10 protein-coding genes are annotated in these 13,488 nt (G+C 59.7%); 1 reads left to right on the top strand and 9 read right to left on the bottom strand.

What is annotated here, in order from left to right; translation table 11 throughout:
- Positions 1-52: 52 nt before the first annotated feature.
- The 9 genes from ACK8P7_RS06880 to yiaK all read right to left on the bottom strand — a co-directional run bounded on the left by ACK8P7_RS06880 (position 53) and on the right by yiaK (position 12,405).
- The gene (locus tag ACK8P7_RS06880; protein WP_410043481.1) at positions 53-1,693 is read right to left on the bottom strand and encodes a cobalt-precorrin-5B (C(1))-methyltransferase; all 1,641 of its coding nucleotides are present in this window, start codon (positions 1,691-1,693) and stop codon (positions 53-55) included.
- Positions 1,694-1,798: 105 nt separating this feature from the next.
- Entirely contained in the window at positions 1,799-2,722 is a 924-nt protein-coding gene (locus ACK8P7_RS06875; RefSeq protein WP_410043480.1) for an ABC transporter ATP-binding protein, read from the bottom strand.
- Positions 2,719-3,714, bottom strand: coding sequence for a FecCD family ABC transporter permease (locus tag ACK8P7_RS06870; RefSeq protein WP_410043479.1), 996 nt, complete (start codon positions 3,712-3,714; stop codon positions 2,719-2,721). The genes ACK8P7_RS06875 and ACK8P7_RS06870 overlap by 4 nt, the downstream gene beginning before the upstream one ends.
- 60 nt (positions 3,715-3,774) lie before the next feature.
- Positions 3,775-5,817, bottom strand: coding sequence for an ABC transporter substrate-binding protein (locus ACK8P7_RS06865; protein WP_410043478.1), 2,043 nt, complete (start codon positions 5,815-5,817; stop codon positions 3,775-3,777).
- Positions 5,818-5,954: 137 nt separating this feature from the next.
- The gene (locus ACK8P7_RS06860; RefSeq protein WP_410043477.1) at positions 5,955-6,563 is read right to left on the bottom strand and encodes a thymidine kinase; all 609 of its coding nucleotides are present in this window, start codon (positions 6,561-6,563) and stop codon (positions 5,955-5,957) included.
- Between the two features lie 130 nt (positions 6,564-6,693).
- A complete protein-coding gene (locus tag ACK8P7_RS06855) occupies positions 6,694-9,474 on the bottom strand; it encodes a glycoside hydrolase family 3 protein (protein WP_410043476.1) in 2,781 nt (926 codons plus the stop codon).
- Positions 9,471-10,469: a helix-turn-helix transcriptional regulator gene (locus ACK8P7_RS06850; RefSeq protein ID WP_410043475.1), complete on the bottom strand. Its 999-nt coding sequence runs from the start codon at positions 10,467-10,469 to the stop codon at positions 9,471-9,473. The genes ACK8P7_RS06855 and ACK8P7_RS06850 overlap by 4 nt, the downstream gene beginning before the upstream one ends.
- 368 nt (positions 10,470-10,837) lie before the next feature.
- On the bottom strand, positions 10,838-11,290 hold the full coding sequence (locus ACK8P7_RS06845; RefSeq protein WP_410043474.1) for a YhcH/YjgK/YiaL family protein: 453 nt from the start codon (positions 11,288-11,290) through the stop codon (positions 10,838-10,840).
- 29 nt (positions 11,291-11,319) lie between these two features.
- The gene (gene yiaK, locus ACK8P7_RS06840) at positions 11,320-12,405 is read right to left on the bottom strand and encodes a 3-dehydro-L-gulonate 2-dehydrogenase (RefSeq protein WP_410043473.1); all 1,086 of its coding nucleotides are present in this window, start codon (positions 12,403-12,405) and stop codon (positions 11,320-11,322) included.
- A 236-nt stretch (positions 12,406-12,641) separates the two neighbouring features.
- Between yiaK and ACK8P7_RS06835 the strand changes: the two genes are divergently transcribed.
- Complete coding sequence (locus tag ACK8P7_RS06835) at positions 12,642-13,352, top strand: GntR family transcriptional regulator (protein ID WP_410043472.1); 711 nt, start codon at positions 12,642-12,644, stop codon at positions 13,350-13,352.
- The last annotated feature ends 136 nt before the right edge of the window (positions 13,353-13,488 follow it).

Here is a 13,488-nt window from a genome sequence, read left to right as displayed (position 1 = left end):
CGAAAGATGCCAACACAGAATGGAAATCCGTGTTGGCATCTTTTTCATTTTATCAACTTTTGATGCAGCAAAATCCTTCCAGCAGCCGCGCCGCGCCCGCGGTTTCCCCGACACGCCCGAAGCGCTCCGAATACACGATCACGCCGAAGTTCATCTGTCCGCGGATCCGATGCGCCATGTGCGCTTCGATCTCCCCCATGATGGAGGCCATCACCGGCACCCGCAGCCCCATCTCTTCGAGCCGCGTCAGCATCTCCTCGGTCGTCGTCGCCTTCCGCATCGCCGCCACCTGCGCCCGCGTACCGCCGCACAGCGCGAGATGCGCCGCGAAAATCTCCCAGCGCCCGTCCGCCACGCGACTGTGTGTGTTCATGATGCCCGCCGCGAGCTTCACCAGCTTTCCGACGTTTCCGACCAGCAGAAAATCCGTCGCCCCATAGGACACCGCGAGGTCGATTGCCTCGCCGATGTAGTTCGAGACCTCGACGACCGGCACCCCGCGGAGCCCCAGCTGCTGCTCGACGTAGCGCTGTCCGTAGTTCCCCGGCACAGCCAGGATCCGCCGCGCGCTTCGGCCAATGTCTCCATCATCCTTCCGCCCGCTTCCTGTCAACTCCTTCTGTTCGCCATGCGCTGCGGGCGACTGTAGCTGTCCCACAGCTTCATCTGCTGCCGTCCGTTCTTCGGAAGTTTCCGTTTTCTGGTCTGCGGACACCTCTTCCTTCCGCAGCGTCTGCGTCTCCGAAACAGCGGCATCCTCCATCGCGAGCACCTGCCGGATCGAGGTTTCGATCGTCGCGACGATCGCGGCCTCCGACATCGGCTCTACGATGCCGGTCGTCCCGAGGATTGAGATACCACCCTCGATGCCGAGCATCGGATTAAAGGTCCGCTGTGCGAGCTCCGCGCCCGCCGGCACCGAAATCGTGATCAGATAGCAAGGCTTCTCCGATCGTTCTGATTTTTCATTTCCTTCATTCAGCCACTTCGATCTGATGTATTCAGCATCCGGTTTTCCATCCACATGTTTCAGCTTGTTTTCCATCTCGAGGGATGGTGTACATCCCTCGGTCCGACGCTTCTCGTCATCCTCGAACGCGTCCAGCACCTGCTGCACCGCGTCAAAGATCATCTGGCGCGGCACGCGATTGATCGCGCTCTGCCCGACCGCCTGCTCGAGCCCCGGCTTCGTCACCCGGCCGACCCCCACGCCACCGGTGAGATACAGCCGCCCGTCCGCAGACGCAAACGCGCCTTCTGGCACGACCACCACATCACAGACCTGAATATACGCCCGGATCTCCGTGCCGTTCGTGACATCCGGATCATCGCCGGCGTCCTTTCTGGTCGCGAAGCCGCCATCCGCCGTCGGATACACCGCAAGCGTCACCCGCTGATCAAACGATCTCGAGTCACTTTCCGCGGATCCCACCCGCTGCAGCGGTGACCGTCCATCGCTGTTCTGCTGCGTTCCACGATTCGCTCGATTATCTGCGATCTCCGCATGAAGCTTCGCTGCAGCGACGTCCACCTGCACGCTCTTCCTGCTCTCCGGCAGTCGCACGGTCACCTCCGACCGGACCTGTCCGGTGAGGAGCCGCAGCATCGCAGCCTGCGCGCACGCCGCTGCGCAGGTGCCGGTCGTCAGCCCGCAGCGAAGCTTCTTCTGATTTTTGAAAACAAATTCGTTCATATCACGCATCCTGTCCGTTTCTGCTTCACTTACCACGGGCCATCGATCGCACTTTTTCCCGACTTACGCACCCTGTCTTTTCGGCATTCCCTCGGCAACGCCTGCTCACAGCCGGGTGCGCTCCTCCGCGCGTCCGTACAGCAGCCGGAATTCCTCCGCACTGATGTCATAGAGCGGCGCGATGATCTCCTCGCGGAAGATCTCCTCCGGTGTGCCGCTGTGCCCGGCATGGCCGTCCTTCACGGTCAGCAGCTGATCCGCGAGCAGCCGTGCGAGCTCGATCTCGTGAAGCGACGCCACGATCGTCATCCCGGCCTGTGACTTCGCCCGCAGCACCCGAAGAAGCTGCAGCTTATAGTGGATGTCGAGGTAGCCGGTCGGCTCATCGAGGATGAGAAGCTTCGGGTCCTGTGCCAGTGCCCGCGCGAGCAGCACCCGCTGCTTCTGTCCGTCACTCAGCTCCCGGAAATCCCGCTCCCGAAGCTCCATGACATCCATGGCCTCCATCGCGTCCTTCACCTGCACTTCGTCCTCTGCATCGAGCCGCCCCAGTCGCCCGGTATATGGATAGCGACCGAGCGATACCACATCCCGCACGGTCATGAGCTCCGGCTTCGCCCGATCCGTCAGCATGACCGCGAGCTCCCGCGCGAGCGCCTCCCCGGAGTAGCGCTGCAGATCCCGGCCATCCAGTGTCACGGTCCCCTGCATCGGCAGAAGCGCCCGGGACAGCGTCCTCAGCACGGTCGACTTCCCCGCGCCATTCGGCCCGATCAGCACGAGGATCCCGCCCCGCGGCACTTCGAAGCTGAGCCCGTCCAGCACGACCTTCCCATGATAGCCCGCTATCACATCGCGCACAGCCATGTGATGCGCTCCAGCCATCGCTGCCCCCGTGCTTTCCGTCGCCAAACTGCGCAACACATCGCCCGTACCATCTTCCATCACAGAAGCGTCCTTCCCAGCCGCATCGATGGTCCGCATTTCCTGCACTCGCTGTTCCTTTTTTCGATTCTGTTCGCGCATCATCTCCCCCTCTCCTGCAGCAGCATCCAGATGACGACCGGCGCGCCGATCAGCGAGGTGACGGTCGAGATATTGAGCTCGGTCGGGCTGAGCCATGTGCGCGCCAGGAGGTCGCAGGCCGCCGTGAACGCCGCGCCGCCGAGGAATGCTGCCGGTATCAGCACGCGTGGCTCCGAGGTACGGAGCAGGCGTCGCATGATGTACGGGGCCGCCACGCCAACGAAGCTGATCGGGCCGGCGAAGGCGGTGACGGTCGCCGACAGGATACTCGAGAGCAGGATGAGGATCGTGCGGAAGCGCCGGACATCGACCCCGAGGGAGCGCGCGTAGCCCTCCCCGAGCCGGAACGCGCCGATCTGCTTCGACATCGCAAAAATCAGCGCCATCGTCACGCCCACGACCGCGAGCGACACGCGCACATCCTGCCAGTCCGCGCCCGAAAACGAGCCGAGCGACCAGCCGTGCAGGTTCACGATGTCCGCGTCCTCCGCGAAGGTGATGAGGAAATCGGTGATCGCACTCGCGACGTAGCCGATCATGATGCCGCCGATCAGAATCGACGCCATGTGCTGTACGCGCTTCGAGATCAGGAGGATGAAGCCGGTCGACAGGAGGGCGCCAATGAAGGCGGCCACGACATTGATGGCTGCGCTGGTGGTGCGGAGCCTGGTCAGGGTGAGCAGCATCGACAGCGTGACGGTCAGCTTCGCACCACTCGAGATGCCGAGAATGTAGGGCCCGGCGATCGGATTTTCGAAGAAGGTCTGGAGCAGGAAGCCGCTCAGCGCGAGCGCACCGCCGAGGATCATCGCGAGGCAGACGCGCGGCAGGCGGATGCGCCAGAGGATGGTCTGCGACACGAGATCCGCGCGCAGTGCGACCGTACCGACGGAGACATTGGCATAAAAAATAAGAAGAAGCACGAAAAAAAGGCATGCGAATACGATCACATACCGCCGCGTGCGTCTTCGGTTTTCCCGCTGAAATTCACTCATCCGCGCGTCCCTTTCTGTATACAGCATCGTTTGATGGCTTTCAGTATACTCGATTTTCGTTTACGCAACCTTTTTCAGGAAATGCATGTCATCCTGGTCCTGCAACATCCGGCTGACATCTTCAGCGAAGTCCGCCATACGGTCGCTCAGCTGGTAGAAGTCCTTGTCGGTCGTGTAGACATGGCCCTCCTTTACGGCCTTAAAGTCCACGAAGAGCGCATTCTTTCCGAGAAGCTCCCGGATGGAGCTGAGCGGGCGGTCGAGGGTTGCGGAGTAGATGAGGTAGTCGGCATCCTTACAGCTGCTGTAGAAATCCTCAAGGGAAACCGTAACGTTGCTCTTCCGACTGCCACTGAGGCTCGACATGTCCGGCGCAAGGTAACGCGCACCGGCAAGCTCGAGCAGCTCCGGGATGTAGTCATGCGGCTGCCGCACCTGGATCTGCCCGAAGGAGTTCACATAGAAGTAGACGACCGTCGGACGCTGATCCGCTGTCGTATCTGTACCGGCACGCCCACTGCTGGTTTCGGTAGACGACGCCTCGTTTTTCGAGTTCCTGGAAGTTTTTGTTTCTGATTTTTCTGCAGACTTCCCACTCTGAGAAGCTTCACCAGACGACGTCTCCGCATCCTTCTGTATCGCACGGATGCGGTCGCGCTCCGTCTGATACCACTGCTGCGCCTCCTCTTCGTGGCCGAACAGCGCGCCGTACACACGGATCCACTCGAGGCGGCCGAGCACGTGCGGCTCGTAGCTGGAGTAGTCGATGTAGACCGGGATGCCGAGGGCACTCAGCTTTTCGATGACCTCCGGTGAGCGGTAGATCATCGTGGATTCCAGCGCGAGGTCACAGCCCTCCCGGAGCAGCGTTTCATAGTCCGGCTCCGAGTACCTGCCGGCGAAGAGCATCGAGCCTGCCTTCATCGCAGTGCGTGCCTCGTCCACGTACCAACCCTCCTCCCGGAGACCGGAAAAGCGGATCTGGCTGACCGCGCCGAGATCACAGAGCGGGGCCATAACCGCACTCGCCGCTACATACGTCGTCGTGAGCGGCTGCTGCAGCACTGTCAGCTCCAGCGCATCGCCCTTCTTTTCCTTATTCGCGCTGTTCTCCTCCGACGCCCGCGCCGTGAAGTGACCGTTTTTTTGATCGACGCCCTGTTTTGAGCCGGACTTCGCCGCCTTCTTTTCACTTGAATTCTTCTCGGAATCCGCTTGCGCTGAGGCCTTCGGCTCAGCTATTTCCGATGTCTTGTCGGCTGCCTGCGGATCTTCCGGCGCGATCAGGTAGCGGTGCAGGCCCCCGGCGGTTTCCAGCAGCTGGTACTTCGCGCCGGATGCATCCTCATAGACGCTCAGACGGAAGTACTCTGCCACATCGTTCTTCTCAGACGAAACGAACCTGAGTCCGTCGATCTCCGGTGCCGCTGACCAGTGGACACTGCTTTCCCCCACCGTACCGGAGGCGCCAGCGGTTTTCGTGCTCGTCTCTGCCAAGGCGGTCGTGCGGTTTCCACTTCCTCCGGCGCTGCCGGAAGTTTCCGCATCTGTCACCTGCGTGGTGGCCGACTGCATTGTCCGATTCACCTCGTCGCTCGGCAGGGGATGCGCCTCGGCCATCGACGCGTCCGCCATCGGAAGCAGCGCGCTGCCGTCGAAGCTCAGCTGGTACTCGATTTCGTACGGCTTCGACATCGCGGTCGTATCGGCGAGCACCGGGATGGCCGTGTTGAGCGCTGACACCGGGATCGTCATCGCGGAGTGTCCGGCAGCGTCGGTGAAGGCGTCGTAGCGGACGCCGTCGAGCTTCATGTAATCATAGCTTGCGCTCGACCAGTGGATGTCTGCCGTCGCCTGCCCTTCCTTTACATAGAAGCCCGTCGGCGAGCTGATCGACGCGCGGCCGGAGCCCCCCGTCATCGACACCCGGATCCAGTAGCTGCCATCCGGGATCTCGGAAAGCTCGGAGAACGACAGCAGGCCGGCCGCGGTCACGCTGGTGCCGGAAAGCTGCGCACCGGACGACGACTTGTCAGTATCAGCAGCAGATGACGATTCCCCCGATACTTCTGCTTTTCCCACGACCTGCGCTGATTTCGTCACAGCCACATCCGCGGCCCCTGGACGGGCACCGCATCCGGAAAGCAATAGCAAGAACACAACCATGACTACAGCGAGCATGCGCCGCGCTGTCCTCCGATCTCTGCTGCTGTTATTCACCTTCTGCTGATTTTGCATGGTCATACCCCCGCGATGTCCTGCGTCAGGTCCTCATGTGGGCGATCGCCGTGCAGCCGGCCTTCGAAGTAGTGCTTCCGGCACAGTGCCACGTAGGATTCATTGCCACCCAGCATAACCTGTGCACCAGTGCGCACGATCTTTCCGTCGCTGAAACGCGTGTTGAAGTGTGCCTTCTTGCCGCACCAGCAGAGCGTCGGGATCTCCTCGAGCCGGTCCGCCAGCTCACAGAGGCGCTGCGAGCCCGGGAACAGCCGGCTCTGGAAATCCGTCATCAGGCCATAGCAGATGACCGTAATCTCCCGCTCGTCGACGATATGCGCGAAGGCCTCGACCTCCTCCGGACGCAGGAACTGCGCCTCGTCGATGATGATGACGGTTTCCTTCACGAAATCGATCGTCTCGAGCCGCTCGAGAAAACTCGACACCAGCTCGCACTCCGCGTGCAGCCCGATGCGTGACTTGATCTCACTCTTCCCATCACGCGTGTCCGTCGCCGGCTTCAGAAGATACGGCACATAGCCCTTCTCCAGATAGTTGTAGCGCACCATCAGTGCATTCGCCGTCTTACTGCTGCCCATCGCACCGTAGCGGAAAATCAGTTTTGCCATAACACTCTCCCTTACAAATATACTGCGTCTACTATAGCGGTCCCAGCCTCCAAATACAAGAAGCGCTCCCCACAAAAAGAACGGCCTCCATCACCGAAGACCGTTCTGATCATAAAGCGTAATCCACACATCACGCGAAGCGTGCGTAGTAACTCGTCGCGTCCGCATATCCGTTCGTCCGGAGCACGATGTTCAGTACGCGCTCCGCACAGCTTCGGATGTCCGCCTCGCTGAGCCGTCCCTCCGCATACGCCTGCTCGATATTCTCGAGGTCAGAGGTCGCACCTGGCATGATGAGGTCGTTGCCCGCCGCCACGCAGCCGGCTGCATCTGCTCCACCGAAGTCCAATGTTGTCGCCCAGTCGGTCATAATCACGCCCTGGAAGTGCCACTCCCGCCGCGCGATCTCCGTGCAGAGGTCGGCATTGTTCGCACTGTGCACCCCGTTGATCTCGTTGTAGCTCGTCATGATGCACATCGGCTGGCTCTCCTTGATCGCGATCTCGAAGCCGCGCAGGTAGATCTCACGCAGTGCCCGCTCGGACACGACGGCATCGACACCCATGCGGTTGTTCTCCTGATTATTGCAGGCGAAGTGCTTCACCGTCGTGCCGACACCTGGAAGCGTCTGCACGCCCTTCGTGATCGCCGCCGCCATCTTTCCACTGAGCAGCGGGTCCTCTGAATAGTACTCGAAGTTTCGTCCGTTCAGCGGATTCCGCTGGATATTCATGCCCGGTGCGAGCCACCAGGCGACATGGAACTCCTCCATCTCGATGCCCGTCGCGCGGCCCACCGCCCCGAGCAGCTCCTCATTCCAGGTCTGCGCGAGGTTCGTGCCCACCGGCCATGCCGTCGTGAACTGGTACCAGCGCTCATACTTCTCCGGCTCAGCCGGTTCCGACGCGAAGAAGCCGTTCTCGAAGTTCGCCTCGATGCCGGTGCTGAGCTTCTCGCCCGTCGCCCGCTCCACGAGATACGAGCGGCTCAGGCGCAGGCCCGCCGGCCCATCCGCCATCGAGATCCCCGGCACATGAAGGAGCTCCTCCAGGGAGCGGCTGGTCTCGCCCGCCGTTCCCGGCACCCGCTGCCCCGCGGAGCCGAGCGCCGACGCATGCATGTCGAACTCGCCCATCAGGAGCGGGATCAGGTCCTTCACCTCGAGCGCACTGGCGATTGCATGCGCCATCCGGTCGAGGTCATCCTGTGCATTTCGGAACACCGGCTCCTCGCCCGGCGCCCACACGGTCTCTCCGAGCGCCTGCGTCCAGCCCAGCTTCCCGCAGAGTCCCGCGATCCGCTTCCCCTGCTGCGCCGCCTGCTTCATCGTCGCCCAGGTATCGCTCCAGGCCTGCGTCTTCCGGCGGAGGCTCTCCACCGGCGCCGCGCACTCATGGAAGTCCGCGTCCTTCACCGGACAGATGTGCGGCACGATCTCCAGCACCTTCTCCTCCGCGACCTCGACCACGCCCGCGAGCTGCAGCCGGCTCTCCTCCGAGCTGCTGCCGACGAAGATCGCATAGCGACCGGCCTCGATCACCCACGCGCCATGCGCCGCATCGTAGTCCGTACGGAAGCTCGCGAGCGCGCGCCCGTCCACATGGAGGGTCATCGTCTCCTGCTCGCCCGGTGCGAGGAGCCGCGTCTTCCGGAAGGCCACGAGGCGCTTATATTCCTTCGCCTCGACCTTCGCCTGTGCCGACGCCTTCACGCCTGCGCCGCCATCTCCAGCATCTTCGGTCAATGTCTCCGCCGGTTCCCCAGATGCCGCTGCCTTCACGCCATCCTCACCGGAAATCACTGCCGGCTGCGGGCAGGCCGCATAGACCTGCACGACCTCCTTTCCGGCATACGGATTTCCGGTATTCTCGACGGTCACCGGGATGTACAGTCCATCCGCTGCGGCCCGCGGTGCCTCCGCCGTGAGGACGAACGAGGTGTAGCTCAGGCCATGACCGAAGTGATAGCGCGGCGTCACCCCGAAGGAATCGAAGTAACGATAGCCGACATAGATGCCCTCTTCATAGCGTGAACGCGCAAGCAACGCGTCCCGGTCGATCGTCTCCGCAGCGCCGTAAGCATTGTCCTCGTCGAGCTGCGCGCGGACATCACTGAACTCCATCGCACCCGGATAGTCCATATAGCGCTTCGCCCAGGTCGCGGTCAGCTTCGCCGACGGATTCACGAATCCGAGCAGGATGCGCGCACAGGCGTTACCACCCTCCTCACCGGCCTGCCCCATGAAAAGGATCGCCTTCACCTCCGGCATCGCCTCGAGCACCGTAAGATCGATCGGCGCACCGGCATTGATCACGATGACGATCTTCTCGACCAGGGTCGCGAGCACGCGGATATCCTCGAGCTCGTGATCCGTGAGGTAGTAGTCGCCCTTTGCGAGATAACGGTCGCTGCCCTCGCCGGCCACGCGGGAAATCACGTAGACCGCCGTCTTCGCATCCTGCACATCCGTGTCCTCGATCGGACGCCCCTCCGGCATCTCGAAGGCGTGGCTCGTATAGGTATCGAAGAAAAGCTGCCCGTCGGTGGTGCCGCCGCACTCGTCGAGGATCTGCCTCTTCCACGCCTGCCGCGCGAGCTCATAGCGCTCCTCATAATCCTCGATCCAGTCCTTGCTCGTCACCCGCACACGTGCGAGCGTGAAGCCGTCATAGATCGACACACTGTGCCGCACATTCACATCACCGGAGCCGGTTCCACCCTTGATCGTGAGCCCCGCACCTGCACCGAACAACGCCACCGGAATCCCGGTCGGAAGCGGCAGCACCCCGTCGTTTTTCAGAAGGACGATGCTCTCCTCGGCCGCCTCCCGCGCGAGGATGCGATGCCGCTGCTCCCGCTCGGAAATCTCCTCGGATGTCGTTCCAGTTCTCGTAAATTCATTTATTTTCATTTCGTTTCCTCCTGATATCTCGCGGCCATCTCCGCGATGTCTGTTCGCAGCTTCTCGCGAAGCTCCGCCGGCTCGAGCACCGTCACGTACTTGCCATACTGGAGCGCCCAGTACTCCATCGCCTCCAGATTACAGCGGAGGCGGACATCCATCATCCCGTCCTCGTACTGCTCGACGATCTGGAAGTCCTTTCCGAACCAGTCATAGAGCATATCCATACTGCGCTGACTCGTCCGAAGCAGCACCGTCACCGACTCGCCGGAGAACATATAGACATGCTCCGCCATGTGCTTCGGCAGGTCGAGGCCATGCTCCATGCCCTTCACCTCCCGCGCCGGCTTCCGCTCCTCGTCGAGGATCTTCATGTTCGTCATCTTATCGATGCGGAAGTGCGAGATCGTGTCATACTTATCATAGTTGCCGACGAGATAGAAGTTTCCGTTCGACATCACGATCTGATAGGGATTATAGATGTACGGCTCCTTCCGCCGCGGATGCATCCGCCGATCCGTCCCGTAGCTGTTGTAAATGAAGGAAAGCTTCTGCTTTCGTTCGATCGCCTCATCGATCAGGTCGAGGTTGATCATCGCCTGCTTGTTCTCCGTATGCTGGAGCGTCGTGATATTGGCGAGATGCGTGAAGCGCGGCTTGAAGTGTCGGCTGCTCTCATCGACCAGCTTGTCGATCAGCTGCTTCGCCTGTGCCTTCGTCAGAAATTTCGAGAAAACCACCGAGTTGATGAGCATCTGCAGCTCCGCATCATCGAAGGTCCGGGACATCAGCCGATAGCCCTTCTCCGTATCGATATCGAAGCCGTACTCGATGAGACAGTCGATGTTGTTTCGGACCGAACGCCGGTCACACACCACCCCGTAGTTCTCCTTCAGAAGCTGCAGCACCCGCTGCTGCGTAAGTGCATGCTCCTCATCCGAATAATCCTTCAGGACCTCAAGTATCAGCAGATTCAGATTTTTCTTACCGCCACCGTCGTACATAGCCCTACCTCCCGAACACAAAATCTCTTTTTATCCTATCATAAAAGCAGCGCCTGCACGACTGCGTTTCGCCATTTTCGCTCATTCGTTGTTACCGAGCAGAAGCCTCCGCACCATACGGCGCGGGGGCTTTTGCTTTATAGGATAGGAAAAAGTGTAGTTAGCGTGTTAATCATCCATGAGAGGGCCGCGCGAAGCGCGGAGAGGCTCGTGGATGCCCCCAGGCGGCGAGGCTGTTTTTTCGCAATAAGCGAAAAAATCAAGCGACGATGCCTGCGCCGAAGGCGCATTATCATGGCATCGTCTCTTTGCACTAATCCATGAGAGGGCCGCGCGAAGCGCGGCCCTCTCATGGATTAATGTTCAGATTAAACAGCGACCTTTACCACTACCTTGCGGACGAACTCTGGTCCTTCTGCAGTGCAGGTACGTGGCTTATGTGCATCCTCCGGTGCAACGACGATCATGTCGCCCGGAAGCAGCAGTACGGTACCGCTGAGTGCCGGCTCCTCATAGAACTTGAGATCATTCTCCGGATGATCCTCCTTCAGTACGAGACCATCGCGCTTGCAGTAGCCGAACTGCTCCTTGCCGGAGATCACATACTGGATGTCAAAAAATTTATCGTGGGTCTCGAAGAAGCCCTCATTTGCAGGGAAGCTGGTGTACTCCTGTACATTTGCAGTCACGCCCTCGCATACCGGATAGCTTCCGACCGCTGTGTGATCGAGGTCGGTCTCTGCCAGCCACTTATAGGCTGCCTGAAACTTCTCATCGAGGTAGTTATACTTGGTTGAAAGATTTAATGGTGAAAAAAACATAGTAAACTCCTTCTCACATTCAGATGTGATTACTTCTTCTCTTCTTCCTGCATGTTGTCGAGTACGCAGGCTGCGGAGATGTCCTTCGTTTCCATCTTACCGGCGGCGAGATCGAGACACTGCTGCCAGATCTGCTCATCGACCACGACGCCCTCACGGAGGTTACGCTCACGGGTCGCAGCGGTACGCTCACCAGGGCAGGTTACGTGACCACCCTCGTGATCCGGCTCCGTCGCATCTGCAGCGGCTACACGATCATCGAACTTCGCCTGGATCTCCTCTTCATCACCGAAGAGATACGGATCATATGCGATGAAGATCTGGCAGCAGCCGGTGCAGCTTCCACGACCCTCACGGTCCATATCCGCACCTGTCTTACCGTTCGCCATCGCAGCGGCTGCGAGGTCGAGGGCGATCGCCATACCGGTACCCTTCCAGTAACCGGTCGGAAGGATACGTCCGCTGGCCTCGATCGCACCCGGATCGCTGGTCAGATTACCATCCTTATCGAAGCCGCCCGGATATGGAAGCTGCTTACCAGCGAGACGATATACGCCGAGCTTACCGTATGCATACTGGCTCATCGCCATATCGAGGACGATCGGGCCGCTCTTCCGCGGAATCGCGATACAGAACGGGTTATTACCGACGCCCGGCTTCTTCGAGCCCCACATCGGCATACAGCTCTCGGTGTTGGTCCAGCTGATACCGATGAAGCCGGCCTGTGCTGCCTGCCATGCATAGGAACCACCACGCATCCAGTGGGTCGTGTTCTTCAGTGCGACGCAGCCGATACCATGTACCTTTGCAAGCTCTACGGCACGATCCATGCAGAAGGTAGCATTCAGTGTACCGATGCCGAGGTGACCATCGTAGTTCTCGACTGCACCCTTCGCACCAACCAGCTCCGGCTTCGCCTTGATATCGACCCAGCCCTTCTGAACATACTCCGCAAAACGAGGTACACGATTGAGGCCGTGGCTCTCGATACCCTCGAGGCTGCTCTCGGTATGGATCTCTGCGCACTGCTCTGCCTGCGCCTCTGTTAAACCGAGGTTCAGAAATGCCTTCTTGACCGTTGCCTTCACCGTTTCTACAGGTACACGAATACTCATAATTAACTCTCCTTTTCTTAATCGTCAAGCTTTTCGCATTAATATATCAGTTGTTTTTCATTGGTGCTAGCATAGCACAGTTTACAGATGCATTTCAAGGCATATTTGACTGATTTTTCTATATTTATCTTTTTAATCACCAAATATTTTATGCGATTTTTGTATACATCATCTTGAAAAGCACCCGTTGCACTGATATATTAGTTATATTGAATCTCATGGAAGGAGTCCTGCACATGAACCTGATCATCCCATCTCCATATAAAAACGAAAACAACCGCGCCTACGCTTCCCGCGTATTGCGTTCGAATATCATGACGCTCCGGCTCAAGCCGGGGGAGTCGCTGAACGAGATCGAGCTCGCGTATGCGCTCAGGATGAGCCGTACACCGGTGCACGAAGCATTGACCACCCTGCAGAGCGAGTGGCTGGTCGACATTTTTCCGCAGCGCGGAACCCGGGTCAGCCGCATCGATCTGACACTCGTCAAGGAGGGCCACTCGACCCGCCTTCTGCTCGAGAGTGCACTGCTCCGGGATGTCGCCGGAAAGATCGACCGCAGTCAGATCCAGGAGCTGATGGAGTGCATGCGGAAGCAGAATGCCCTGATCAGCCACATCGAGGACTCAGTGGACGAGATCATCCAGCTAGACGACGAGTTTCATCGTATGATGTACTACTTCGGCGGCCGCTCTCACACCTGGCTCGCGATGCGCGGCCTCGTCTCCCACTACGATCGCCTCCGCTACCTCGATGTCTTCGAGGGCAGATGCGATTTCACCCGCGTCAACCGCCAGCACCGCGAGTTCTGTGACTATCTCCTGCTCGGCCTCCCGGATGATGTCTGCGCCGAGACGAAAATCAGCGAGCACCTGACCAGCTTCCGCGGCAATCTCATGGATACGATCGAGCGGCATCCGGATTACTTCACCGTCAGTGAAACATAAGACGCTCACTCCACCACTCCAAAGATCAGCTGCATTACGGCAGGAGCCCGGCCCACCACTTTATGGGGTCTGACCCCAATGTCGTCAACCCAACGTCAACTTAAGATTGGTTGCTAGAAGGATGATATCACAAAGG

This window comes from Oribacterium sp. P9, from assembly GCF_046365365.1.
In the GTDB taxonomy this organism is placed as follows: Bacteria; Bacillota; Clostridia; order Lachnospirales; family Lachnospiraceae; genus Oribacterium.
The sequence above is the reverse complement of the archived record's forward strand: the minus strand, read 5'-3'. Positions and strand labels throughout refer to the sequence as shown.